Annotated in this window: 22 protein-coding genes, 1 pseudogene and 1 other annotated feature (1 of these 24 only partly in view); of the genes and pseudogenes, 21 read left to right on the plus strand and 2 right to left on the minus strand. The window is 40.2% G+C overall.

The window, feature by feature from the left end:
- Window positions 1–101: a sequence feature (ribosomal protein L10 leader region), on the plus strand (it extends 34 nt beyond the left edge of the window).
- A gap of 26 nt (window positions 102–127) precedes the next feature.
- The 18 genes and pseudogenes from rplJ to GPW69_RS10925 form a co-directional block, all read left to right on the plus strand.
- Window positions 128–622 carry a 50S ribosomal protein L10 gene (rplJ, locus tag GPW69_RS04790; protein WP_002936486.1) on the plus strand — a complete coding sequence of 165 codons (495 nt, stop codon included), beginning with the start codon at window positions 128–130 and terminating at the stop codon, window positions 620–622.
- Between the two features lie 65 nt (window positions 623–687).
- Window positions 688–1,053 carry a 50S ribosomal protein L7/L12 gene (rplL, locus tag GPW69_RS04795; protein ID WP_002936483.1) on the plus strand — a complete coding sequence of 122 codons (366 nt, stop codon included), beginning with the start codon at window positions 688–690 and terminating at the stop codon, window positions 1,051–1,053.
- 199 nt (window positions 1,054–1,252) lie between these two features.
- Window positions 1,253–1,420 carry a hypothetical protein gene (locus GPW69_RS04800; protein ID WP_032499127.1) on the plus strand — a complete coding sequence of 56 codons (168 nt, stop codon included), beginning with the start codon at window positions 1,253–1,255 and terminating at the stop codon, window positions 1,418–1,420.
- A 2-nt stretch (window positions 1,421–1,422) separates the two neighbouring features.
- Window positions 1,423–2,241, plus strand: a complete 819-nt coding sequence (locus GPW69_RS04805) for a replication initiator protein A (RefSeq protein WP_024401260.1) — start codon at window positions 1,423–1,425, stop codon at window positions 2,239–2,241.
- A 148-nt stretch (window positions 2,242–2,389) separates the two neighbouring features.
- Window positions 2,390–3,751 carry a DNA (cytosine-5-)-methyltransferase gene (gene dcm, locus GPW69_RS04815; RefSeq protein WP_074391052.1) on the plus strand — a complete coding sequence of 454 codons (1,362 nt, stop codon included), beginning with the start codon at window positions 2,390–2,392 and terminating at the stop codon, window positions 3,749–3,751.
- Window positions 3,735–4,163 (plus strand): hypothetical protein, encoded by a 429-nt coding sequence (locus tag GPW69_RS04820; RefSeq protein WP_016480097.1) that lies wholly within the window; start codon window positions 3,735–3,737, stop codon window positions 4,161–4,163. Before dcm ends, GPW69_RS04820 begins: the two co-directional genes overlap by 17 nt.
- Before the next feature lie 10 nt (window positions 4,164–4,173).
- Entirely contained in the window at window positions 4,174–4,557 is a 384-nt protein-coding gene (locus GPW69_RS04825; protein ID WP_074391051.1) for a thioredoxin domain-containing protein, read from the plus strand.
- 8 nt (window positions 4,558–4,565) lie between these two features.
- Window positions 4,566–4,799 (plus strand): hypothetical protein, encoded by a 234-nt coding sequence (locus GPW69_RS04830; RefSeq protein ID WP_014636955.1) that lies wholly within the window; start codon window positions 4,566–4,568, stop codon window positions 4,797–4,799.
- Between the two features lie 2 nt (window positions 4,800–4,801).
- Window positions 4,802–5,386, plus strand: coding sequence for a CPBP family intramembrane glutamic endopeptidase (locus tag GPW69_RS04835; RefSeq protein WP_062897145.1), 585 nt, complete (start codon window positions 4,802–4,804; stop codon window positions 5,384–5,386).
- A 76-nt stretch (window positions 5,387–5,462) separates the two neighbouring features.
- The gene (locus GPW69_RS04840) at window positions 5,463–5,951 is read left to right on the plus strand and encodes a hypothetical protein (protein ID WP_062897144.1); all 489 of its coding nucleotides are present in this window, start codon (window positions 5,463–5,465) and stop codon (window positions 5,949–5,951) included.
- Window positions 5,951–7,768 (plus strand): VirD4-like conjugal transfer protein, CD1115 family, encoded by a 1,818-nt coding sequence (locus tag GPW69_RS04845; RefSeq protein WP_074391050.1) that lies wholly within the window; start codon window positions 5,951–5,953, stop codon window positions 7,766–7,768. The genes GPW69_RS04840 and GPW69_RS04845 overlap by 1 nt, the downstream gene beginning before the upstream one ends.
- A gap of 17 nt (window positions 7,769–7,785) precedes the next feature.
- Complete coding sequence (locus tag GPW69_RS04850; protein ID WP_001072182.1) at window positions 7,786–8,028, plus strand: hypothetical protein; 243 nt, start codon at window positions 7,786–7,788, stop codon at window positions 8,026–8,028.
- Window positions 8,029–8,046: 18 nt separating this feature from the next.
- Complete coding sequence (locus GPW69_RS04855) at window positions 8,047–8,901, plus strand: conjugal transfer protein TrbL (protein WP_074391049.1); 855 nt, start codon at window positions 8,047–8,049, stop codon at window positions 8,899–8,901.
- Window positions 8,902–8,962: 61 nt separating this feature from the next.
- Window positions 8,963–9,316, plus strand: a complete 354-nt coding sequence (locus GPW69_RS04860; RefSeq protein ID WP_074391048.1) for a PrgI family protein — start codon at window positions 8,963–8,965, stop codon at window positions 9,314–9,316.
- A complete protein-coding gene (locus tag GPW69_RS04865; protein WP_171841447.1) occupies window positions 9,273–11,624 on the plus strand; it encodes a VirB4-like conjugal transfer ATPase, CD1110 family in 2,352 nt (783 codons plus the stop codon). Before GPW69_RS04860 ends, GPW69_RS04865 begins: the two co-directional genes overlap by 44 nt.
- A gap of 1 nt (window position 11,625) precedes the next feature.
- Window positions 11,626–14,319 carry a phage tail tip lysozyme gene (locus tag GPW69_RS04870; protein ID WP_074391046.1) on the plus strand — a complete coding sequence of 898 codons (2,694 nt, stop codon included), beginning with the start codon at window positions 11,626–11,628 and terminating at the stop codon, window positions 14,317–14,319.
- Window positions 14,320–15,027: 708 nt separating this feature from the next.
- On the plus strand, window positions 15,028–16,941 hold the full coding sequence (gene ltrA, locus GPW69_RS04875) for a group II intron reverse transcriptase/maturase (protein WP_074390954.1): 1,914 nt from the start codon (window positions 15,028–15,030) through the stop codon (window positions 16,939–16,941).
- Window positions 16,942–17,088: 147 nt separating this feature from the next.
- Window positions 17,089–17,211: pseudogene (locus tag GPW69_RS10925) on the plus strand (CHAP domain-containing protein); the annotation flags it as partial.
- A 60-nt stretch (window positions 17,212–17,271) separates the two neighbouring features.
- Here the strand turns inward: GPW69_RS10925 and GPW69_RS04880 are convergent.
- Together GPW69_RS04880 and GPW69_RS04885 are read right to left on the minus strand one after the other, a co-directional pair.
- On the minus strand, window positions 17,272–18,117 hold the full coding sequence (locus GPW69_RS04880; RefSeq protein ID WP_074390955.1) for a nucleotidyl transferase AbiEii/AbiGii toxin family protein: 846 nt from the start codon (window positions 18,115–18,117) through the stop codon (window positions 17,272–17,274).
- Window positions 18,114–18,704: a type IV toxin-antitoxin system AbiEi family antitoxin domain-containing protein gene (locus GPW69_RS04885; RefSeq protein WP_074390956.1), complete on the minus strand. Its 591-nt coding sequence runs from the start codon at window positions 18,702–18,704 to the stop codon at window positions 18,114–18,116. Before GPW69_RS04885 ends, GPW69_RS04880 begins: the two co-directional genes overlap by 4 nt.
- A 280-nt stretch (window positions 18,705–18,984) precedes the next feature.
- On the opposite strand from GPW69_RS04885, the gene GPW69_RS04890 reads away from it, so the two are divergent.
- Genes GPW69_RS04890 through GPW69_RS04900 form a run of 3 tightly spaced genes read left to right on the plus strand, consistent with a single transcriptional unit; the run spans window position 18,985 to window position 24,607 of the window.
- Window positions 18,985–23,880 (plus strand): SspB-related isopeptide-forming adhesin, encoded by a 4,896-nt coding sequence (locus GPW69_RS04890; RefSeq protein ID WP_074390957.1) that lies wholly within the window; start codon window positions 18,985–18,987, stop codon window positions 23,878–23,880.
- Window positions 23,881–24,072: a calcium-binding protein gene (locus tag GPW69_RS04895; RefSeq protein WP_074390958.1), complete on the plus strand. Its 192-nt coding sequence runs from the start codon at window positions 23,881–23,883 to the stop codon at window positions 24,070–24,072. It abuts the gene before it with no gap.
- The gene (locus tag GPW69_RS04900) at window positions 24,056–24,607 is read left to right on the plus strand and encodes a hypothetical protein (protein WP_074390959.1); all 552 of its coding nucleotides are present in this window, start codon (window positions 24,056–24,058) and stop codon (window positions 24,605–24,607) included. Before GPW69_RS04895 ends, GPW69_RS04900 begins: the two co-directional genes overlap by 17 nt.
- The last annotated feature ends 36 nt before the right edge of the window (window positions 24,608–24,643 follow it).

The raw sequence follows: 24,643 nt of genomic DNA on the forward strand, positions 1-24,643 counted from the left end.
AGCTGGACTCATAAACATCCTACCGAGGCACAAAACGATTATTGAGATAAACGTATTTGTACTTTCGTGTCTAGGTTTAGGTGCGATTTTTTTGTGCCTAGCCCAAAATAAAAACGGAGGTAAAAAAATGAGTGAAGCTATTATCGCTAAAAAAGCGGAATTAGTAAATGCCGTTGCTGAGCAAATGAAAGCTGCAACATCTATCGTTGTTGTAGACGCTCGTGGTTTGACAGTAGAACAAGATACAGTTCTTCGTCGTAACTTGCGTGGTGCAGAAGTTGAGTACAAAGTTATCAAAAACTCAATCTTGCGTCGTGCTGCTGAGCAAGCTGGTCTTGAAGGGCTTGCAGAATTGTTTGTAGGTCCATCTGCAGTTGCATTCTCAAATGATGCAGTTGCTCCAGCTAAAACAATTTACGATTTCGCGAAAACTGCTGATGCTCTTGAAATCAAAGGTGGAGCTGTAGAAGGTAAAGTTTCTTCTAAAGAAGAAATCGAAGCACTTGCTACATTGCCAAACCGCGAAGGCATGCTTTCTATGTTGCTTTCTGTACTTCAAGCGCCAGTTCGCAACGTTGCATACGCTGTCAAAGCTGTTGCAGAAAAAGAAGACGCAGCTTAATGCGTCAGAGCGTAGCTGCTTAGTGCTACAAACTATTTAAAAACCTAAATTGGAGGAAAATCACAATGGCATTGAACATTGAAAACATTATTGCTGAAATTAAAGAAGCTACTATCCTTGAGCTTAACGACCTTGTTAAAGCTATCGAAGAAGAATTTGGTGTAACTGCAGCTGCTCCTGTAGCTGTTGCTGCAGCTGGTGGTGCTGCTGAAGAAGCTAAAGATTCATTCGACGTTGAATTGACATCTGCTGGCGACAAAAAAGTTGGCGTTATCAAAGTTGTACGTGAAATTACTGGTCTTGGTCTTAAAGAAGCTAAAGAGCTTGTTGACGGTGCACCAGCTATGGTTAAAGAAGGCGTTGCAACTGCAGAAGCTGAAGAAATCAAAGCTAAATTGGAAGAAGCAGGCGCTTCAGTTACTCTTAAATAAGAGTCACATCATAATTAGATTGCGGAATCCCTATTTACCAGTCTTTGAGAGCGATAAGCGATTGATAGAAACTGATAAATTAATTTGGTTTCCTGCCAAAAATCCTGCCAAAAATTCTTTGGCAGGATTTTTGTTTTAATAAATTTTCGGGGGTAGACATTAAATTGTCTACCCCTTTTTTTGCGTTTTGGAGGTAATCATGCAAAAGAAGGAAAAATCATCACGCCAAATCGTGATGTGCCATCTCGTGGCTATTTTAGGAGTTGATATTGAGAAAGCAACTCATCTGGTTGATGAATTGGAACAAGTAGGTTTAATCCGATTTGATGAATTCGGAAATGTTGGACTTTTAGTCTTGGAGGGATAATCATGAAACGTATTACCGCTAATCAGTATCAGACATCAGAGCGTTATTATAAACTCCCAAAAGTCTTGTTTGAGAGTGAACGTTATAAGGATATGAAGCTGGAGGTTAAGGTAGCCTACGCGGTTTTAAAAGATCGGTTGGAGTTGTCTTTGAGTAAAGGTTGGATTGATGAGGATGGGGCTATTTATTTGATTTATTCCAATTCAAATCTGATGGCACTATTAGGCTGTTCAAAGTCAAAATTACTTTCAATCAAAAAAAACTTACGTGACTATGGCTTAATTGATGAAGTCCAACAGTCCTCTAGTGAAAGAGGTCGAATGGCAAATAAAATTTACTTGGGGGAATTAGAACATGATAATACCCCAGTCTTACATACAGACGGGGCTAGTGTTAAAAAAACACTAGGGGGGTCTCAAAGAAAGACGGGGCCGGTCTTAAATTCAGCCCCTAGTGAGACTGAAAGAAGTGAGACTAAATGTAGTGAAACTAAAGGGAGTGATTTCCTTATTGAGGATGAGGAGGAGAGACAGCTGGTAGATGAGAAACAAGAAGAAAACTTTACTGCAAAAGTCGATGGCGTGACCAAGTACGATCGAGACTATATTTGGGGTTTGGTTCATGACCAGTTAAGACAGACAGGTCTATCTCAGTCAGCTAGTGACTATGCCATGATTTATTTTAGTGACCGTTATCAGTATGCTTTGGAACATATGCGATTTGCTCGGTCAGCGGAAGTAATAGCTGAATACGTATTTAATGGTGTGCTATCAGAGTGGACCAAGCAACTGAGACGACAAGAAGTAAAGGGAGGTGAATAAGGTGATTTTGTGGATACTAGGCGGAATCTATCTGATTTCTATCATCATTTTGATTGTTGAAATCATTCGTGCACCAGAAATGGATGATCATATATAAGCAAGAGTTTTACATGTGTAAGGCTCTTTTTTAGTTGGAAAGAGAGGAAAAATGAAATTTTTAGATTTATTTGCTGGAATAGGCGGTTTTAGGCTAGGAATGGAATCACAAGGTCATAAATGCCTGGGCTTTTGTGAAATTGATAAATTCGCCAGAACATCTTATAAAGCTATGTTTAACACAGAAGGGGAAATAGAATACCATGACATTAAAGAGGTCACAGACCATGACTTTAGACAATTTAGAGGGCAAGTGGACATCATCTGCGGGGGATTTCCTTGCCAAGCATTTTCACTCGCAGGCAGACGATTGGGATTTGAAGATACTCGAGGGACTCTCTTTTTTGAGATTGCTCGAGCGGCCAAACAAATCCAACCACGTTTTCTATTTTTGGAAAACGTCAAAGGCCTACTCAATCACGACGAGGGACGGACGTTCGCCACAATCCTCTCCACGTTGGATGAATTGGGGTATGATGTCGAATGGCAGGTGCTTAACAGTAAGGACTTCCAAGTCCCGCAAAACAGAGAGCGGGTCTTTATTATCGGACATTCTAGAAGATACCGTTCCAGATTCATATTTCCTCTCAGAAGAGAAAACAGCCCAGCTCATCTTGAAAGGCTAGGAAATATCAATCCCTCTAAACGTGGTTTGAATGGTGAAGTCTATCTGACGAATGGACTTGCTCCTACACTAACAAGAGGTAAAGGAGAGGGGGCAAAAATCGCCATTCCAGTTTTAACACCAGATAGACTAGAAAAACGCCAACATGGTCGTCGATTTAAGGACAATCAAGACCCTATGTTTACTTTGACCAGTCAAGACAGACACGGAGTTGTTGTCGCAGGAAATCTGCCGACTAGCTTTGACCAAACTGGAAGAGTATTTGACATTGCTGGCTTGTCACCGACTTTGACCACCATGCAAGGTGGAGATAAGGTGCCAAAAATTTTGCTGAGGGAGGAGCTGCCATTTCTGAAAATCAAGGAAGCCACAAAAACAGGGTACGCAAAGGCAACTCTTGGAGACTCTGTCAATCTGGCTTATCCAGACTCAACCAAACGTAGGGGACGAGTGGGAAAGGGAATATCCAATACCTTGACAACTTCAGACAATATGGGAGTGGTGGTTGCTGCTCTGGAACTGGAATATCGACAGGATAAGTGGTATGAAGTTACAGGCATTGTCTTAGAGGGGAAACTTTTTCGCCTGAGAATAAGACGACTGACACCAAGAGAGTGTTTCAGACTTCAAGGCTTTCCTGAATGGGCTTATGAAAGAGCAGAAAGTGTTTCCAGTAAGAGCCAACTATACAAACAGGCAGGCAATAGCGTGACTGTCACAGTTATTGAAGCCATTGCCAGAGAATTTAGAAGAATAGAAGAGGAAGAAAAATATGAACCTACTACATAAGAAAAGTATCTTAGATTGTACTGAATTAGAAGAACGTATTCACCAAGTTGAAACCAATCAGTTATTACAAAAGATACTGTCGCTCCCCAATTTTGATTGTGACTTTGAGGTGACTTTTGAAGATGATTACCACAAGGAGATGAATGACCCCCTATTCTACGAATCCAATCTTCATCGGATTTCGGATTTTATGGAAACTAGGGATATTAAAAATGGTGTAGATACACTATTGACGAAAGACAATCACCTGGCCTTTCGTGCCTTTGGTGAAAATTATTCTGCTAGAGGAAAGGATGGCATTTTAACGACTTTAGTGACGGTCAAGTGCTTTGGTGAAGGACGGATGCCCATTGATATGAGTCGCTATTTCTCAACTCCTGAACCAACAGTTGAAAATAGCCTAACCCTATAAGGAGGTGCCTATGCTTGAGGTATATCTAGGAAATAATACCAATACAAATCAAGACTTACTAACCATTTTGACCAACTATGGGGTGACTTATCGTTGTACAAAAGCGTGTGATGTAAACCGTGAAATCTTACTGTCACTCTTTGCCAAAACCACGGATTGTTTTGAGTTGCTGTCGCCACGATTTCTTCGCTTTAAACGTCAATATTCGATAAGTTTGAATGAGATGATTCAGCTCATTCTCCAAAAGCCAGACCAAAACCTTCGTCTGCCCCTCATTGTCTGTCAGAATCATGTCTATCCAGCTATTGGGCTAGATGAAGTGCGAACCTTTCTTCCCAGACAGGTAAAAGAAGAGCTGTTTCAGGCCAGCCTGATGAAACAAGTGACAGGATAGGTGTGAAGATGAATGAACGATTTTGGGACAATTTAGAGATCATTCTGGCCGAAAAAGAACTCACTTGGGCAGAACTAGCACGCAAAGTATTCAACGGTCAATATGTTTATCCAAGTGAATTTAATCGTCTCTATCAAAAACTGCGACATTACAAATCCAATCGTCTGATGCCACAAACAAGATGGGTTGAGCGTATTGTTCTAGTCTTAGATATTGATTATGAAGATTTATTCAAGAGGTGACAATGATAAGGATAGTGTTGTTTTATCTAGCCATACAGCTTAACGGTCTTCTGGTGAGTTTATACCTGAAAGAGTATCTGACAATAGAGGGAATAGTCTTGCTACAATTGGTCCCATTAAGTGTGACTTGCTTAGAGATTGCCCGTCATAAAACTGTTCAAGCAAAAAATATAACCTTAAGAAATCGCCTAAGTTGGTTGCTTCTTGGTTTTGTGTCTATGGTTGCTTTTGCAGTCTTCATCAGCTTCCTATTTCCAGTTCAGACTAGGAATCAAGCGGTCTTGTTACAAGTAGGAAAACAGGTTCTTCCTATTATCTTTTTATTGTTTCTGGCCAATGCAAGCATACTTGAAGAGATTGTTTATAGGCAATTTCTGTGGGAAAAATTGATATTCCCTTTTGTACAAATAGGCGTGACCAGTTTTCTCTTTGTTCTATCCCATGGACCCAATCAGTTAGGGAGTTGGCTCATGTATAGCTGTCTTGGCTTGACCTTGGCTGTTGTTCGGTTGAAAACTGATTGTATGACGGCAATCGCCTTACATTTACTTTGGAATAGTTTGGCTTATGTCGTAACTTTCTTGTGATACCAAAATCAAGAGTGCTTACGTATTATGGAAGCACCTTATGTTTGATAGGGAATCGAAAAAAGAGGAGGTCACCATGTCATCTGAACAACAAGAACGTCAAGCGATGCAATACGTGGAAAGAAGTAGTTTATTGACAGTCAGAACCTTCTTAAAGCTCTTAGAATGGTCGGCTAGGCAAGCCTTAGCTCAAGATTCAGCTTATAAGATTGGGGTTCAAAAACTGGAAGAACTCCTTCAAAGCCCTTACGCAATTGAAGCGATAGATGTTAGTAAAGACATACTGGATAAGCCAATCGATGTGGAGAAATTTAAGGAGTTGATGGAGTCAGAAAAACTGCCAGTCGCAATTAGTTGGCAAAAAGACTATCTCTACTTTTATGCCAAGGATAAGACCTTGCTCGATCATCACTTGGATGAATTGTTGAAGAAACTGATGTCTAATCCAGAGAAGCTAGAAGGTTTAACCTTTGATAAAACCTTGGATCAAGAGATAGAACTGGCCAAAGAGAAAATTAGAGTGACAGAACCTTCGGCAGTCAAAACCAAGGAGGTGACCTTGTAATGTATTCAAGACGAAAAGCTTTAGTCTTTGGACTCATGGGGCTCGCCTTTGGTTATTTCTGCCATCGTCTAACCCTGCTCTATGATAGTTTAACCAATGCCCCACCTATGGAACGTTTTGCCTACCTCTTAGGAGAGGGGCTAAATCAAGTCTTCAATCCTTTATGGCTATTTTCCTTTACTCAAAAATCTCTTCTTGCCTTTATCCTTGGGGTTCTAACGATGACACTAGTCTATCTTTATGTATCGACAGGCCAGAAAATCTATCGAGAAGGGGAAGAATACGGTTCTGCACGATTTGGAACCAGTAAGGAAAAGCGGAACTTTTACAGTAAGAATCCTTTTAATGACACGATTTTGGCTCGTGATGTTCGTCTAACCTTGTTGGAAAAGAAGAAACCCCAGTTTGACCGAAATAAAAACTTGATTGTCATTGGGGGTTCTGGGGCAGGTAAGACCTTTCGCTTTGTGAAACCCAACCTTATCCAACTTAATTGTTCCAATATTGTCGTAGATCCGAAAGACCATTTGGCTGAGAAGACAGGTAAACTCTTTTTAGAAAACGGTTATCAGGTCAAGGTTTTAGACTTGGTTAATATGACCAATTCGGACGGTTTTAATCCCTTTCGTTATGTAGAAACAGAGAATGATTTGAACCGCATGTTAACGGTCTATTTTAACAATACCCGTGGATCTGGTTCTCGCAGTGATCCATTTTGGGACGAGGCTTCCATGACATTGGTGAGAGCTATTGCCTCTTATTTGGTAGATTTTTACAATCCACCAGGAAGTTCCAAGCAAGAGCAGGAAGCAAGACGTAAGCGTGGCCGTTATCCAGCCTTTTCTGAGATTGGGAAACTCATCAAACTCTTATCAAAGGGAGATAATCAGGACAAAAGTGTTCTTGAAGTCCTGTTTGAAGATTACGCTAAAAAATACGGTCACGAGAACTTTACCATGAGAAACTGGGCAGATTTTCAAAACTATAAAGATAAAACCTTGGATTCGGTGATTGCGGTCACAACAGCTAAATTTGCCCTCTTTAATATCCAATCGGTGATTGATTTGACGCAAAGAGACACTATGGATTTGAAAACGTGGGGCACTCAAAAGACCATGGTCTATCTTGTTATTCCAGACAATGATACGACCTTTCGTTTCGTATCTGCTTTATTTTTCTCTACGGTTTTCTCCACTTTGACCAGACAGGCTGATGTTGACTTTAAAGGGCAACTGCCTATTCATGTTAGAAGCTATCTGGATGAGTTTGCGAATGTCGGAGAAATCCCAGACTTTGCTGAACAAACCTCAACAGTTCGCTCTAGGAACATGAGTCTAGTTCCAATCTTGCAAAATATTGCTCAACTCCAAGGACTTTATAAGGAAAAAGAGGCTTGGAAAACTATACTGGGGAATTGTGACAGCCTCCTATATTTGGGTGGAAATGACGAGGAAACTTTCAAATTTATGAGTGGTCTATTAGGCAAACAAACCATTGATGTCAGAAGTACCAGTCGTTCTTTTGGGCAGACTGGCTCAAGTTCTACCTCTCACCAGAAAATTGCCCGTGACTTGATGACGGCTGATGAAGTAGGGAATATGAAACGAGATGAATGCCTCGTACGCATTGCAGGAGTTCCTGTTTTTCGAACCAAGAAATATTTTCCACTCAAACATAAGAATTGGAAATGGCTTGCGGATAAGGAATCTGATGAACGCTGGTGGCACTATCATATCAATCCCCTAACCGCTGAGGAAGAGCTAGATTTGTCAGGCCATAAAATAAGGGATTTAAGCACAGAAAAGACACTACATTAATAGAAATGAGGAATTATATGAATCAAAAACTAACAGGCTTTGTTTACGGAGTGGACGCCAGCTCTATGTTCTCTCAAGCCATGTCTCTATTACAAAAAGGCTTAATTGCAGTAGGAGCCTTTCTTGTTGTCATGGGCATTATCAACCTTTCAACCAACATTAAAGATGGTGGGCCAGGTGTCCGAAATGCCATTCTAGAAATTGTTGGTGGTGTCATGGTGGGAGCCGCAGGTGCTTTTGTGACACAGATTACCATTTAGAGGAGGTCAGAACATGACATGATGATGAATTTTACGTCACCTTTTGTATTTCTAGCCTCTGAAAAAGTGTCAAGCGATAGCCTTTTTGAAGGGTTTCAGGTCGATTTAGAATCAACTGCTAACTTGGTTAAGTCACTGGCGGACTTTAATCCGACGGTGTGGTCTTACATGACAGCCATTACCAAGGGGATTATGCAGCCCTTGGGAGTAGCTATTCTTGCGGTTGTTCTCGTACTCGAATTCTCAAAAATGGCCAAGAAAATCGCAAACTCAGGTGGTGCGATGACCTTTGAAGCCATGGCACCTATGATTGTCAGCTACATTATGGTCGCGGTCGTGATTACCAATACGACGGTTATTGTGGAAGCCATTATTGCCCTTGCCTCTTATATTATTGAACAAGTTGCAGGGCTTGTCACGAATGGTGGTGCTAATTACGATACCATCACAGGCATCAAGGGATCTGGAATTGTAGGAAAAATGATTATTGGCTTTTTTGCGATTCTCATTTGGTTGGTACGAATGGCCAGCATCATGGTTGTCAATATCTTGATTACCATTCGCTTTATCCAACTCTATCTGATGATTCCTTTTGCCCCTGTTACCATTCCGACCTTCCTTAGTGATGACTGGAGAAGTGTTGGGATTGGTTACCTTAAAAACATCATGGTCTATGCCGTTCAAGGTATTTTGATTTTTCTAATTGTATCTCTTGTTCCCTTGTTTGAATCGGCTGGAAAGATTGCCGTATCAAATGGAGCTGGAGTGATGGAATCACTCGCCATTATGTTTGGTGGCTTGGTACAGGCCATATTGTTAATCATTGCCTTGGTTGGCAGTCAACGGACCGCCCGAAGTATTTTGGGCATGTAGGAGGAAGGGAGTCACTATCTCGCCTCCTCTTTTTATAGCTTACTTAGATTGGAGAACATTTATGAACACTCGTGTCTTTAAGGACATATCAAAGGTTCAACACAGGGCATGGCTAGGATTTACAACTAGACAGGTTATTTTTGTATTTCCAGCCGTCGCCCTAACCATTTTGGTATTGGGTTTGAACCTATTTTACTGGCAATTTGGGGATTGGTTTGTCTATGGTTTTGTTTTTAGCTTTACCATTCCACTCATGTTATTTGGGGTCTATCGCCCCAATGACTTACCATTTGAAACCTATCTCAAGTACCGTTTTCATTATGAACTAACGGTGCCAGACCGCACATTTACTGGAAGAAAAGGAGACCAACGTGAAAAAATTAAAACACTCAATGAAATCAAAGACCTCTTCTAATGACAAAAAGCAAAAGACGAAAACACAGAAGCAGGAAATCAGACCTTCTACCGTAAATACGTTAGCCTATCAAGGGCTTTTTCAGAATGGCCTTATGCAGGTCAGTCCAAGTTATTTCTCACAAACCTATCTTTTAGGAGATATCAATTATCAAACAGTTGGCTTAGATGATAAGGGAGCTATTGTTGAGAAATATTCCGATTTAATCAATTCACTGGATGATCAGACCAATTTCCAACTGACCATTTTCAATCAAAAGGTCAATCTGGAAAAATTCCGTAAGAGTATTCTCTATCCCTTACAGGAAGATGGGTTTGATGCTTATCGTGATGAATTGAATCGCATGATGGATGCCAACTTAGAGGCGGGTGAGAACAACTTTTCAGCTGTCAAGTTTCTTTCATTTGGCAAGAGCGACCAAACACCAAAACTAGCTTTTCGTTCTCTGTCTCAAATTGGAGAATATTTCAAGAGTGGCTTTTCAGAGATTGATGTATCTCTTGGTTTGCTCGGTGGAGAGGAGCGAGTGAATGTCCTTGCGGATATGTTACGAGGCGAAAATCATTTACCGTTTTCTTACAAGGATTTGACTCTCTCAGGTCAATCCACAAAACACTTTATTGCCCCAACCTACCTTTCCTTTAAACACAAGAATCATATTGAATTGGACGAACGATTATTACAGATTGTTTATGTTCGTGACTATGGCATGGAGTTAGGGGATAAATTTATTCGAGACCTCATGCAGTCAGATTTGGAAGTGATGATTAGCCTACATGCCAAAGGCTCTACCAAGTCTGAAACCATGACCAAGCTACGAACCAAGAAGACCTTGATGGAATCACAAAAGATTGGGGAACAACAAAAAATGGCTCGGACTGGAATCTATTTGGAGAAGGTCGGTCATGTTCTTGAGAACAACATCGATGAAGCTGAAGCTCTTCTTCAAACCATGACCCAAACAGGAGATAAACTGTTTGACACCGTATTTCTGATTGGAGTGCTTGCGGATACTGAAGACCAACTCAAACAATCTCTTAATATTATCAAGCAAGTGGCGGGGTCAAATGACATGATTATTGACAACTTGACCTATATGCAAGAAGCAGCCTTTAACAGTCTCTTGCCATTTGGGAAGAACTATCTTGAAGGTGTTTCTCGGTCGCTCTTAACCTCGAATATTGCTGTGAATGCCCCTTGGACTTCCGTTGATATTCAGGACAAGGGTGGGAAATTTTATGGCATCAATCAAATCTCAAGTAATATCATCAGTATTGACCGTGGCAAGTTAAATACTCCGTCAGGTTTGATTTTAGGGACTTCTGGAGCGGGCAAAGGGATGGCGACAAAACATGAAATCATCTCTACAAAGCTCAAGGAAGCAGATAGTGATACTGAAATTATTATTGTTGACCCAGAAAATGAGTACAGTATTATCGGTCAAGCCTTTGGTGGGGAGAGTATTGATATTGCCCCAGACTCTACCACCTTCTTAAATGTCTTAGATCTATCTGATGAGAATATGGATGAGGACCCAGTTAAGGTCAAATCCGAATTTCTCTTGTCTTGGATAGGAAAGCTCTTAGACCGCAAAATGGATGGTCGTGAAAAATCCTTGATAGATCGTGTGACACGCTTGACCTATAAGCATTTTGACACACCGTCCTTGGTCGAATGGGTCTTTGTCTTATCCCAACAACCTGAACAGGAAGCTAAGGACTTGGCACTGGATATGGAACTCTATGTGGAAGGGTCGCTGGACATATTTTCACATCGGACCAATATTAAAACAGACAGTCATTTCCTGATTTACAATGTCAAAAAGTTAGGCGATGAATTAAAACAAATTGCCCTCATGGTTATCTTTGACCAGATTTGGAATCGGGTGGTGAAAAATCAAAAACTAGGGAAGAAGACCTGGATTTACTTTGATGAAATGCAGCTACTTCTATTGGACAAGTATGCCTCTGATTTCTTCTTCAAACTTTGGAGTCGTGTCCGTAAGTATGGGGCGATACCGACAGGCATTACTCAGAATGTAGAAACGCTTCTTTTGGATGCCAATGGTAGACGCATTATTGCCAATAGCGAGTTCATGATTCTTTTAAAACAGGCTAAGAGTGATCGTGAAGAGCTGGTGCATATGCTTGGACTTTCCAAGGAACTAGAGAAATACTTGGTCAATCCTGAAAAAGGGGCAGGCTTAATTAAGGCCGGTTCCACCGTTGTTCCATTCAAGAATAAGATTCCACAACACACCAAGCTCTTTGACATCATGAGTACGGACCCTGAAAAAATGAGGACATGAGATGAAAGAGGATAAAAAGCTAGTCAAACAGGCTAGGCAAAACTTTCGAAGCAACTTAAAATCAGCCCGTATGCATTATCGGAAAGAAGTTAGGACCTTAAGACAGACTGTTCCTAAAAAAGGAAGATTTCGAAAATCAGCCAAAAATTCTCTGTTTCAGGAAAAGAAAACAGAGTTAAAAGGAAATCTACTCAGTAGCCAAAAGGAAGCAGAAGAGAAGTTCATAAAGGAAATTACCTATGTTTCTCCTAGACTGTTGAAGGTAAAGGAAATCAAGAACTATCGACTTCCGCAAGCTCAAGAACGTTTGCGGACGGCAAGAAAACATCTGTCAGAAGTGAAACTAAGTGAGAAACAACAGGTAGTTAATCCCAAGTTTACTTTCCAAAAAGAAAATCCTTCCCTGAAGTCTCGCTTTCAGTTTCACCAAGAAAAATCATTTGATCGACTCAGTGCAGAAAAAGACGTAAGTTCTGCCAAGCGTGAGGTTAAACAACTCAAGAAAGTCCAAAAGACTAAGAAAAACTCTACCAAAGTCAAAGTTGGATTAGGCTTAGCTGCATCTGAATCGCTTGACCTGGTAGCACAGGAGGATGATTTAGATGGTCTAAGAACCATGAAGGATACTAGTTTGAAAGTCAGACGCTATGGCAGGTTTACCTATCAAGCAGGTAAGGTGGCAGTAAAAAGTGGACAGACTGGTGTGAGGTTTACCAAAACAAAATTTTCTCATGGAAAGGAACGATTCCAGAACTTCAAAAAGGGAAAAGGATTCACACGCCAGAAACCTCTTAAACCAAGAAGACGCTACCAAACCTTTTTAAAGCATGTGAGAAAACAAAGTGTCGCAGGTATCAAAGGAATCGTCCAAGCCATTAAGGGAAGTGTGACTTTCTTTTCTGTCCTTGCGGGAAATCCTTTGACTTGGATTGTCTCAGGCATTCTCTTGATACTCCTTTTGATGATGAGCTTTTTCATGAGTGTTTCAGGTAGTAGTGTCATTCAACAAGATGAGATGGAATTGACCAAGGCCTATACCCACATGACGTGGGAAGATGCGGAACATACGAGAACCAACGAAAAAGGGATTGCCTACTACACCAAGATTGATGAGATTATGGTTTACATGAATCATCAATACCAAGACTACAAGCTTGACGATTTCATGGAAACAGGTGGTGTGACCTACAAAGCGTTTCTCAGTCAAGTGTGGACAGACTTAAATGGTGGAGATTCTATTAAATCCATGTCTGACTTATATAAAGAACCTACTTACAAGCTGTCTGATGAGGACCAGGAAGAGTTAAAGGAGTTGACAGAAGGAGGCAACTATCTAGCCCTTCAAGAATTGGACAATCCCTTTCAGGGACAGACCGGTGAGGATAGCTTAAGCATGACCTACCGATATGGGTATGAGGTCATTGATGAGAAACCAACGCTTCATCACCATATCATCTTAGAAGCCAAAGGAGGTCAAGTCATTGTGTCTCCTATGGATGGTAAGGTATCTCTTGATGGAGAGAATATTATTTTGACATCTGGTAAGGGAGTGAACAAGACTAAACTAACCTTGTTTGGCATTCATTCAGGCCGAGTGAGTGAAAATCAACATGTCTTGGCAGGAGATATTATTGGTCAGACCAAAGACGGAACGGGTCTAAAAGTCACCTATCAAAAAGTTGATGATGACACGGATAAGTTGGTCTATGTCAATCCAGCTTTCTACTTTCCAAAAGTGATTCAGGTTCAGACCACCATTCTTCCAACTATCGGTCAGTTTGGCGGCGATGAGTTTGAGAGAGCCAAGGCAATTTATGACTATCTTAAAAGCAAAGGTGCGACCAATCAAGCTATCGCAGCTATTTTAGGAAATTGGTCGGTAGAATCTTCCATTAATCCAAAACGAGCTGAAGGCGACTATTTATCTCCGCCAGTTGGTGCGACTGATAGTTCGTGGGATGATGAGGGCTGGCTATCACTCAATGGTCCAACTATATATAATGGGCGTTACCCAAATATTCTCAAACGTGGTTTAGGCTTAGGACAATGGACAGATACCGCGGATGGGTCACGCAGACATACTTTACTGTTGGAATATGCCAAAGGAAAACATCAAAAATGGTATGACTTAGGGTTACAACTGGATTTCATGTTGCATGGGGATAGTCCTTATTACACCAACTGGTTAAAGGACTTCTTCAAAAATTCAGGCAGTCCAGCTAGTCTTGCCCAGCTCTTTCTCATTTACTGGGAAGGAAATAGTGGTGATAAGCTACTTGAACGTCAAACACGAGCCAGTGAGTGGTATTACCAAATTGAAAAAGGCTTTAGTCAACCTAACGGTGGGACAGCACAAAGTGATCCAAAAGCACTTGAAGCTGTACGAGGAGACCTTTTTGAAAACTCTGTTCCAGGAGGTGGTGACGGTATGGGGTATGCCTACGGCCAATGTACTTGGGGAGTCGCAGCCCGTATCAACCAACTGGGTCTAAAACTCAAAGGTAAAAACGGTGAGAAGATTCCAATTATCAGTACCATGGGCAATGGCCAAGATTGGGTGCGTACAGCCGCAAGTCTTGGTGGGGAGACAGGGACAAGTCCACAAGCAGGAGCTATTCTTTCCTTTGCGGGAGGAGGGCATGGCACACCAACAGAATACGGACATGTGGCTTTCGTCGGTGCGAGACGTTTCTAACTGAAAAGGTTAGACACGTTCTTGAAAAATCAATCTGTTTATCAGGTTAAATTTGAAGAGAATGGAGAACTCTTATCTTGAAAATTGGAATGAAGGGGTAACGCCCTGAAACGATTTCTCTAATACTCCGACATGCGTTTATCTGATGCAAAGGTAAAGGTATGAAGCTCGGTGAAGTCGGCTGAAAGATACCGTCATTCTTAAGGACTTAAGAATCGAAAGTGTTCCAGAGGTGGGATATGTATCTGATAGGTCGGGAGTCATTAAAAACTAAATAGGGTGAGAATGTGCATGAGCACTGACGAACCAGCGAATGTACGCTCCGAAGGCGAGTACGTAGAAATGCGTATAGCAACGTAAGTTGTTTCAACTTGAGGAAGAGTAAGAATCGACGATATGAAATTCCTTGTTATGTTACAGGCATATCAAAGTTGAAGGGGTATAGCTAGGCACCTAAGTTTAGTATTGATAAAGATAAGGGAACGTCGAAAGCTAGAGATGTGGAGGATGCACAACCAGCGAAGCAATGGAAAGGAAATCATAACTTTCCTTAATCTCTAGTGAGAGTGGTGGCACGACCTTTGAAAGTGTTGTAATGATACTGGAGGAACAGCCACTAGTCAATAGTGTATTGTTATGAACTTTATCATTTCATGGATTCTTGTAAGACATAAAAGGTCACGAATCCAAAGAGAGGAGTGATAGACCATGACGAAACCAAAAAATGATGACAAACTATTAAAACGTCAAAAACTAAGGTATGCGGAATACTATGGCATGACCGAAATATTTGATGATTTATATTCCAAAAGTCAAAATGGATTCAACTTTAAGAATTTGATGAACATTATCACATCTCCCGAAAATATACTACTCGCATATCGTACCATAAAGCGGAATGGTGGTAGTCAAACCGAGGGAGTAGATGGTGTTACCATTAAAGATTTAGAAAATTTGACCCAAGAAGACTTTATCTCTAAAGTTCAAAGAAGATTTCAATATTATAGACCCAGAAAGGTCAGAAGAGTAGAGATTCCTAAACCAAATGGAAAGAAACGACCACTAGGCATTCCCTCGATGTGGGACAGAGTAGCCCAACAGTGTATTTTACAAGTGTTGGAGCCAATCTGTGAAGCGAAATTTTATAAACACAGTTATGGATTTAGACCCTTAAGGTCGGCTGATAATGCTATTATGGACTGTATGTATCGTATGAATAAAAGTCATATGTCTTATGTCATTGACGTTGATATTAAAGGCTTTTTTGATGAAGTGAATCATACTAAGTTAATGCGTCAAATCTGGACCTTAGGTATCAGGGACAAACAACTTCTAGTGATTATTCGAAAAATGTTAAAAGCACCAATTGTTCTTCCGAATGGAAAAGTGAGCCATCCAACTAAGGGCACACCACAAGGAGGTATCTTATCTCCACTACTTGCCAATATCAATCTTAATGAATTTGATTGGTGGATAGGACGACAATGGGAAGAAAGAGATTGTAAGGAATTAGTTCCTCAATATAATTCCAAGGGAACAAGACACAAGTCACATGTTTATAGAAAGCTGCGAGCTTCAACGACACTAAAAGAGATGTATATTGTTCGATATGCGGATGATTTTAAAATCTTTTGTCGAAATAGGAATGAGGCAGAGCGAACGTTTAAGGCTGTAAAATTGTGGTTAAAAGAGCGACTTAACCTCCCTATTTCAGAGGAAAAATCTCAAATTACCAATCTGAGAAAGAAAAGCAGTGAATTCCTCGGGATTACTTTAAAGTTAGTTTCTAAGAATAATCGCTTTGTTTGCTTCTCTCATATTGCACCAAAAGCCAAGAAACGTATTAAACATCAACTGAAACAACAGATGAAATTGATACAAATTAAAGGTGTTAAAGAAACAATTATTCGTGAAATACAGAAGTATAATAGTATGGTTATCGGTATTCATAACTACTATAGTATGGCAACACATGTGAGTAAGGATTTAGAAGAAATTCATTATCAGCTTTACCTCTCTTTTAAAAATCGATTGCAGGCGAAAGGTCTGACAAAAATAGGAGAATACAAGGGAAAAGATAAAGGGGTTCTCCCTTACCTTCAATCTCAAAATATTCGGTACTTAATGGGTTATCCAATTCTTCCAATTAGCTATGTCAAGACGAGAACACTAAAAGGAAGAAATAAGAATCTGAATAGGTATACTCCTGAGGGGAGAAAATTGATTCATAAACAACAGGAATCTGTGGAAACCTGGAAATTAAAATGGCTGAGAGAACACCCAATTATAAATAAGCGTGCAACTGTTGAATACAATGATAATCGAATTTCTTTATTTGTAGCTCAAAAAGGGAAATGTGCTGTAACCGGTCAGGAATTGGATATGGATGATATTCATTGTCACCATAAGAGACCTTGGTCAGAAACAAAGGATGACTCTTATAGGAACCTTATCATTGTTGGACGAGATAGTCATCGCCTGATTCACGCAACAAATGAGAAGGCTATCAAAAATCTCTTTCAGCTTTTGAATTTGAGTAATACAGGACTGACCAAATTAAATCAGTTGCGTGAACTTGTAGGAAATCCACCATTATTGAAAGAAAATTTGAACTTAGAATAATCATGTTAATCATATTAATATAGAAAGATAAAGCAAAATCGTGATAATACACTATTGATGGAACGCCGTGTGCGGTAAAAGTCGCACGCACGGTGTGAAGCGGGGGAAAAGATGGAGATAGTATCAAAGTTTTACCTATCGCTATAAAAAGTTTACCCAGATGGCTCATTCCTTATCTCCGAAACCAATTACAATGGCAATCCCAACTACACCTTCCGTAAATTATCTGGAGTGGATAGTAGCTTAAGTTTTGCTTATACGACGAAATAAAAAAGGATATGCTAACAAAATGAATAAATGTTAGCATATCTTTTGTTTTTTTTGTCACGATTAATCAGAATTTATAGAAATGAGAACTGTTATGAGACGAATCATCTCATCAAGAACATCTGCAAGTGAAATCCCTTTTGTATAGCTATATTTTTTTGAATAATTTTGCCATTGTTTATTCTGAATAGGGTCAGATTTGAACCTCTCGAGTAGTTCAATAATCTTTACAAAATCGAGTTCTGTTTCGCGATATGAAAATGTTCTCTGACAGGCATTTCTCAACTGAATGAAGTCAATGTCTTCTTTCTTCAGTTTTGAAAGAATATAAACATCGTAAAAATCTTTGCTTCTACTGTTCAAGAAGTTACGTGAATAGATGGTTTGAAGTTTTTCAGCTAGAATTGTTTCAATTGTATAAGCAATGATTGGAAAATTGTCTTCATCAAAAATAGCTTTATAGTCGTATGTAATCGGCTGAGGAGTTACAACATCACCTGTCGCAATATCCAAATGGATAACTTGTTTAATATTCTCAAGCTGGCACGAAATTGTTGCTCGATAGCCACCATAGTCATCACTTTCTTTAATAGCTGTGATTGATTGAATCACAAAAGATATACCTTCTTCGGAATCTGCTAAAATTTCCTTGAGTTGCTGCTTCACAGTATCTTCTGAGAGTGTTATTTGATGGAACAAAAAATCAATATCAACCGTGCTACGTGATTCAACTCCGATAACATTTGACAGTAGGAATCCTCCTTTGAAGATATAGTGATTTGAATAGGTACTCTGACTTAATTTTTTCAAAATCACTTCAAGAAAGTAATAGGTCATCACGGAATTAAAGGTTAATCCAGTATTCTTTGATATTTTATGACAGAGTGCTGTTAGCTTAGCTTTATTCATACTAGGACCTCCAGAGTTTGTTTGACCTTGTCCAAGGTGTTCATTTTTGTCGCATATTCATAGAGTTTTGTAAGATTTTTTTTAGAATAGTTTCCGTAATGTTGAAGTGTTTTGACAAAAAGCTCAGTATCTATTTTTTCTCGATGAATCACAAAATCACAGATAATACGTTCTAAATCATACACTCTTACCTCGTTTCCCATAGGGGTTTTTACAAGTGTAATTCCTAGTTCGCTATATTCCTTAGAAACGGAATGAATGTTCAGATTTGCTGGAGGAGTATTAAAACGGTAGCCTCTAGGAATGGTTACGTCAAAATATTGAGGAATTTCATCTGTAAATTGTTGCAGGTAAAGCGCTGAGATATAAGAGAAAATAGCCTTGGGATAACGGTACTGAAAGAAGTAGTATTCGTCGTAGTCTCCATTCTGGGTTAGGAAAATTCCTTTTTCGACGCGGTATAGAATCCCTTCTTTTTCTAGTCTTGTCAAATATATTGTTGGAATCTTTAGAGCTTTACAATCTTTATAGGTGATAATGCCATTGTGGTTTTCTATAAATTCAAGTAGAATCTCTTTTTTTGACATACTTACTCCTTCCAATGTTGCTTTTGCACTACAATTTTACAATATTTGTAGTGCAAAAGCAACATTTTCTTTTACATTAATGTATTGTGATAACAAAATCAAGCCTTCTTTTTTATGATGGTATTGAACTTGGGCTACGAGCTGTACAAAAAAGAGAGTTTCTCCTAGAACGTAAATTTCTTCGTCAAAACTCCTATTTTTGTCGTGCTCGCTTAACGCCCTCGTATCCAATAAAGAGTGACAGTTTGTTGCTATAGAAAAAATAAAAGAAGGACTATTTATGACCAAAACATGTAATCATCACTTTCTTGTCAATCAGGAAAAAGGCGAGAAACACGTCTTTCGCAAGAGTAAAAAATATCGTACTTTATGTTCCGTTGCCCTTGGAACCATGGTGACGGCTGTTGTTGCTTGGGGAGGAACGGTTGCACATGCTGATGAAGTTACAACTTCAGTTGATACCACCATTCAACGAACGGAGAATCCAGCTACGAATTTACCAGAAGCACAGCCAAATCCTGTATCTGAACAAACTGAAAGTTTAGCGTTAACTGGACAATCTAATGGAGCGATTGCTGTCACCGTACCACATGATACGGTAACGCAAGTGGTTGAAGAGGCAAAGGCTGAAGGTGTTTCTACGGTTGAAGATAGTCCAATGGATTTAGGAAATACAACTTCTGCGGCAGAAACCAACCAACAAATTTCAAAAGCAGAAGAAGATGCCCAAAACCAAGTTGAGGCTATCAATGAAGTTACTGAAACCTACAAAGCTGACAAAGCGACATACGAATCGAATAAAGCCCGCATTGAACAGGAAAATAAGGAGCTGTCACAGGCCTACGAAGGGGCCAATCAAACTGGTAAAGAGACAAATACTTGGGTTGATACTAAAGTCAATGACCTAAAAACTCGGTATGCAGATGCTGATGTGACAGTAAATGAACAAATAGTTTCAGCAGGGAATGGGACATCTGTACTTGACTATACAAACTATGGCAAGACTGTTGAAACCATTCAATCAACTAACGAGCAAGCTGTAGCGGATTATCTAACAAAGAAAACTAAGGCAGATGATATTGTTGCGAAAAACCAAGCCATTCAAAAAGAAAATGAAGCTGGACTTGCTAAGGCAAAGGCAGATAACGAAGCCATTGAGAAGCGGAATCAGGCAGGTCAAGCAGCTGTTGATGCTGAAAACCGTGCAGGTCAAGCCGCAGTAGATAAAGCTAATAAGGAGAAACAACAATTAGTTTCAGATCGAGCAGCCGAGATTGAAGCTATTACAAAACGCAATCAAGAAAAAGAAGCTGCAGCCAGAAAAGAAAATGAAGCGATTGATGCCTACAATGCCAAAGAAATGGAACGCTATCGACGTGACTTAGCCGAGATTTCAAAAGGTGAAGAAGGTTATATTTCTGAAGCCCTTGCTCAAGCCCTCAATCTCAATAACGGTGAGCCACAAGCACAACATGGAGCCATTACCCGAAATCCTAATCAAATCATTTCAACTGGTGATGCTATGCTGGGTGGCTACTCAAGAATTTTGGATTCAACTGGATTCTTTGTCTATGATAGCTTCAAAACAGGTGAGACCCTTAGTTTTAACTATCAAAATCTTCAAAATGCACGATTTAATGGTAAAAAGATTAGTCGAGTGACTTACGATATTACCAACCTTGTATCGCCAGCTGGAACCGATGCTGTGAAACTAGTTGTGCCAAATGATCCTACCGAGGGCTTCATTGCCTATCGAAATGATGGAAATGGTGACTGGCGAACAGACAAGATGGAGTTTCGTGTAGTTGCTAAGTATTTCTTGGAAGACGGTTCACAAGTTACCTTCTCCAAAGAAAAGCCAGGAGTCTTCACACACTCTTCCCTCAATCATAATGACATTGGTTTAGAATATGTTAAAGATTCATCTGGGAAATTTATTCCGATTAATGGTTCAACCGTTCAAGTGACTAATGAAGGTCTAGCACGTTCTTTGGGTTCCAACCGTGCAAGTGATTTGAATTTACCTGAGGAATGGGATACCACATCAAGCCGTTATGCTTATAAAGGAGCTATTGTCTCAACAGTTACATCAGGCAATACCTACACAGTAACCTTTGGGCAAGGCGATATGCCACAGAATGTTGGCTTGTCATACTGGTTCGCTTTAAATACCCTACCAGTTGCACGTACAGTAACACCGTATAGTCCCAAACCTCATGTAACGGTGGAACTTGAACCCATTCCAGAACCTATTACGGTAACACCAGATGTCTTTACTCCTAAAACATTTACACCAGAAAAGCCTGTGACCTTCACGCCAAAGCCTTTGGAAGAAGTAGTGCAGCCTAGTCTGTCCTTGACCAAAGTAACCTTACCTGTCAAACCTATTCCAAAAGAACTTCCAACGCCACCTCAAGTACCGACAGTCCATTATCATGCATACCGTTTGACGACAACTCCAGAGATTATGAAAGAAGTGGTCAATAGTGACCAAGCTAATCTTCATGAGAAAACTGTCGCAAAAGATTCAACGGTGATTTATCCCTTAACAATCGATGCCTTATCGCCCAATCGTGCCCAAACGACTAGTCTCATTTTTGAGGACTACTTGCCTGCTGGTTACCTATTTGATAAGGAAACAACACAAAAAGAGAATGGAAACTATGTCCTTAGCTTTGATGAGACTAAGAATTTTGTGACCTTGACCGCAAAGGAAAACTTGTTGCAGGAGGTAAATAAAGATTTAACCAAGGTTTATCAACTGAACGCTCCAAAACTCTATGGTTCTGTTCAAAATGATGGGGCAACCTATTCCAATAGTTATAAACTCCTTTTGAACAAGGGTACAACCAATGCTTACACAGTCACTTCAAATGTTGTAACGGTTCGTACACCAGGTGATGGGGAGACAACCACACTCATTACACCAGATAAAAACAATGAAAATGCGGATGGTGTCCTCATTAATGACACGGTCGTAGCCTTTGGCACAACCAACCACTACCGATTGATTTGGGATTTGGACCAGTATAAGGGAGATCGTTCTGCAAAAGAGACAATTGCACGAGGCTTCTTCTTTGTGGACGATTACCCAGAGGAAGTGCTCGATGTGGTGGAAAATGGCACGGCTATCACAACCCTTGACGGTCAGAAGGTATCCGGAATAACGGTTAAAATCTATGCTTCACTAAATGAAGCTCCTAAAGACCTTCAAGATAAATTAGCTCGTGCTAAGATTTCACCGACAGGTGCCTTTCAAGTCTTTTTGCCGGATGACAACCAAGCCTTTTATGACCAGTATGTTCAAACAGGAACTTCTTTAGCTCTTTTGACCAAAATGACGGTGAAAGATAGTCTCTATGGTCAAACTAAGACCTATACAAACAAGGCTTACCAAGTTGATTTTGGAAATGGCTATGAAACCAAGGAAGTGACTAACACGCTTGTTTCTCCAGAACCCAAGAAACAAAATCTAAACAAGGATAAAGTGGATATCAATGGGAAGCCCGTGCTAGTGGGAAGTCAAAATCACTATACTCTTTCATGGGACTTGGACCAATACCGAGGGATTAAAGCAGACAACTCTCAGATTGCACAAGGTTTTTACTTTGTGGATGATTATCCAGAAGAAGCTTTATTGCCGGATGAAGCAGCTATTCAGTTTGTCACTTCTGGTGGCAAAACAGTTTCAGGAATCACGGTGAAGTCTTATTCTCAATTATCAGAAGCTCCTAAAACGCTACAAGCAGCCCTTTCGAAACAAAAAATTCAGCCTAAAGGAGCTTTTCAAGTTTTTATGCCTGAGGACCCACAAGCCTTTTTTGAATCTTATGTGACCAAGGGGGAGAATATTACCATTGTCACTCCGATGACGGTTTTGGAAACCATGCTTAATTCAGGGAAGTCTTATGAAAACGTGGCTTATCAGGTGGACTTTGGGCAAGCCTATGAAACCAACACGGTGACCAATTTTGTCCCTAAAGTAACTCCACACAAGGCTAACACCAATCAAGAAGGCATTTCAATTGATGGAAAGACTATTCTTCCGAATACGGTCAATTATTACAAAATTGTCTTGGATTACAGTCAATACAAGGACATGGTCGTGACGGATGATGTTCTTGCCAAGGGATTTTACATGGTAGACGATTACCCAGAAGAAGCTCTTACCCTAAATCCTGATGGCATTCAAGTTTTGGATAAGGATGGCAATCGTGTATCTGGTATCTCTGTCAGCACCTACGCGAGTTTGTCAGAAGCTCCGAAAGTCGTCCAAGATGCCATGGCTAAACGTCAGTTTACACCTAAAGGAGCCATTCAGGTCCTTAGTAGCGATGATCCCAAAAACTTTTATGAGACTTATGTGAAAACTGGTCAAACCTTAGTTGTCACGCTTCCGATGACTGTTAAAAATGAGTTGACCAAAACAGGTGGTCAGTATGAAAATACAGCCTATCAGATTGATTTTGGCTTGGCCTATGTCACGGAAACAGTGGTCAATAATGTTCCCAAACTAGACCCACAAAAAGATGTGGTAATTGACTTGTCTCATAAAGATGAGAGCCTTGATGGGAAAGAAGTGGCCTTGCAACAAACCTTTAACTATCGTTTGGTTGGAGCTTTGATTCCAAGCAATCGTGCAACAGATTTATTTGAATATGGTTTTGAAGATAACTATGATGAAAAGCATGATGAGTATAATGGTGTTTATCGCAGCTATCTGATGACGGATGTCATCCTCAAAGACGGTTCTGTCTTAAAAGAGGGGACAGAAGTCACGAAATATACCTTGCAACAAGTGGATACAGAAAATGGCCTAGTGTCAATTTCATTTGATAAATCCTTCTTAGAGACTATCTCCGATGATTCAGCCTTTCAGGCAGATGTTTACCTTCAAATGAAACGGATTGCGGCTGGTCAGGTGGAGAATACCTATCTCCATACAGTGAATGGCTATGTCATCAGTTCAAATACAGTTGTAACACATACACCTCAACCTGAAGAACCAAGTCCAAATCAACCCACTCCACCTCAACCACCGATTGAGTCTCTTGAACCACCTGTTCCAGCAAGCGTTTTGCCAAATACAGGGGAACAGGAATCCCTTTTGGGCTTGATTGGAGCTGGTATTCTACTTGGTACGGCTTATGGACTGAAGAGAAAGGAGGAGAAGTAGATGAATCCAAAAAGCATTTATGAAAAGGATTCAGACCAGGATGGTCTGACAGATGCTCAGGAACTAGCTTTGGGAACCAATCCGCAGTCTGTTGACACAGATGGTGATGGTCAAGCTGATTTAGAGGAGCTACAATCTGGACATTCACCATTAGTCCCACAAAAGGAGTTGTACGATGACTTGGAACTTTGACACCATGAAAGAGGCTTTGTCTGAAATGGAGAAGGTCGATTACCAAGAGTTTATCAAAGCCTTTCTCTCTTTGGAATTAAGTATTTCTAATAGAACAATCCTCAATCAGGTTTATCAAGATTATATGGATGAGGATGACCTATCCTTGATTAGTGATGAGCTACGAGTTAAAGTGGATAGTTATCAGGATGAAGTACAGGCAGATATGACTGACATTCTGGAAAAGTTGTACCGAACAGGGGAAGGCTCTAGTTTTATTATGGATTTAATGTCCTCAAATAGTCTCTCAGACACCTTGGAACAGTATGAGGTTTTGGATAGTGACGATTATTCACCACTTAGCCTTGAAACCTTACAGGTCATGATTCAACAGGACTTGGCTATTTCCAGTCTGGATTATTTTGGAGATTTGGTTCACCTTGCCTTGCAAAAAGATTTACTAGACCAGAAAAGTCATTTCTTACAACACTATGTGGCAACTGTAATGGAAGGTATTCCACAAGAAAGAGACCAACGAGCCTTGGTCCTAGATTAACGCAAAGGGCTGAGAAACACTCTCAGCCCTTTTAAA

The sequence above is a fragment of the Streptococcus suis genome (genome assembly GCF_902702775.1).
Lineage (GTDB): Bacteria > Bacillota > Bacilli > Lactobacillales > Streptococcaceae > Streptococcus > Streptococcus hashimotonensis.

What these genes read in the sequence shown, in the direction of transcription:
- GPW69_RS04835 (WP_062897145.1), top strand. Translation starts at nt 4,802, where the DNA reads ATGATAAGGATAGTGTTGTTTTATCTAGCCATACAGCTTAACGGTCTT.
- GPW69_RS04845 (WP_074391050.1), top strand. Translation starts at nt 5,951, where the DNA reads ATGTATTCAAGACGAAAAGCTTTAGTCTTTGGACTCATGGGGCTCGCC.
- GPW69_RS04805 (WP_024401260.1), top strand. Translation starts at nt 1,423, where the DNA reads ATGAAACGTATTACCGCTAATCAGTATCAGACATCAGAGCGTTATTAT.
- rplL (WP_002936483.1), top strand. Translation starts at nt 688, where the DNA reads ATGGCATTGAACATTGAAAACATTATTGCTGAAATTAAAGAAGCTACT.
- GPW69_RS04825 (WP_074391051.1), top strand. Translation starts at nt 4,174, where the DNA reads ATGCTTGAGGTATATCTAGGAAATAATACCAATACAAATCAAGACTTA.
- ltrA (WP_074390954.1), top strand. Translation starts at nt 15,028, where the DNA reads ATGACGAAACCAAAAAATGATGACAAACTATTAAAACGTCAAAAACTA.
- GPW69_RS04850 (WP_001072182.1), top strand. Translation starts at nt 7,786, where the DNA reads ATGAATCAAAAACTAACAGGCTTTGTTTACGGAGTGGACGCCAGCTCT.
- GPW69_RS04820 (WP_016480097.1), top strand. Translation starts at nt 3,735, where the DNA reads ATGAACCTACTACATAAGAAAAGTATCTTAGATTGTACTGAATTAGAA.
- dcm (WP_074391052.1), top strand. Translation starts at nt 2,390, where the DNA reads ATGAAATTTTTAGATTTATTTGCTGGAATAGGCGGTTTTAGGCTAGGA.
- GPW69_RS04830 (WP_014636955.1), top strand. Translation starts at nt 4,566, where the DNA reads ATGAATGAACGATTTTGGGACAATTTAGAGATCATTCTGGCCGAAAAA.
- GPW69_RS04860 (WP_074391048.1), top strand. Translation starts at nt 8,963, where the DNA reads ATGAACACTCGTGTCTTTAAGGACATATCAAAGGTTCAACACAGGGCA.
- GPW69_RS04870 (WP_074391046.1), top strand. Translation starts at nt 11,626, where the DNA reads ATGAAAGAGGATAAAAAGCTAGTCAAACAGGCTAGGCAAAACTTTCGA.
- GPW69_RS04800 (WP_032499127.1), top strand. Translation starts at nt 1,253, where the DNA reads ATGCAAAAGAAGGAAAAATCATCACGCCAAATCGTGATGTGCCATCTC.
- GPW69_RS04840 (WP_062897144.1), top strand. Translation starts at nt 5,463, where the DNA reads ATGTCATCTGAACAACAAGAACGTCAAGCGATGCAATACGTGGAAAGA.
- GPW69_RS04890 (WP_074390957.1), top strand. Translation starts at nt 18,985, where the DNA reads ATGACCAAAACATGTAATCATCACTTTCTTGTCAATCAGGAAAAAGGC.
- GPW69_RS04880 (WP_074390955.1), bottom strand. Translation starts at nt 18,117, where the DNA reads ATGAATAAAGCTAAGCTAACAGCACTCTGTCATAAAATATCAAAGAAT.
- rplJ (WP_002936486.1), top strand. Translation starts at nt 128, where the DNA reads ATGAGTGAAGCTATTATCGCTAAAAAAGCGGAATTAGTAAATGCCGTT.
- GPW69_RS04885 (WP_074390956.1), bottom strand. Translation starts at nt 18,704, where the DNA reads ATGTCAAAAAAAGAGATTCTACTTGAATTTATAGAAAACCACAATGGC.
- GPW69_RS04895 (WP_074390958.1), top strand. Translation starts at nt 23,881, where the DNA reads ATGAATCCAAAAAGCATTTATGAAAAGGATTCAGACCAGGATGGTCTG.
- GPW69_RS04855 (WP_074391049.1), top strand. Translation starts at nt 8,047, where the DNA reads ATGATGATGAATTTTACGTCACCTTTTGTATTTCTAGCCTCTGAAAAA.
- GPW69_RS04900 (WP_074390959.1), top strand. Translation starts at nt 24,056, where the DNA reads ATGACTTGGAACTTTGACACCATGAAAGAGGCTTTGTCTGAAATGGAG.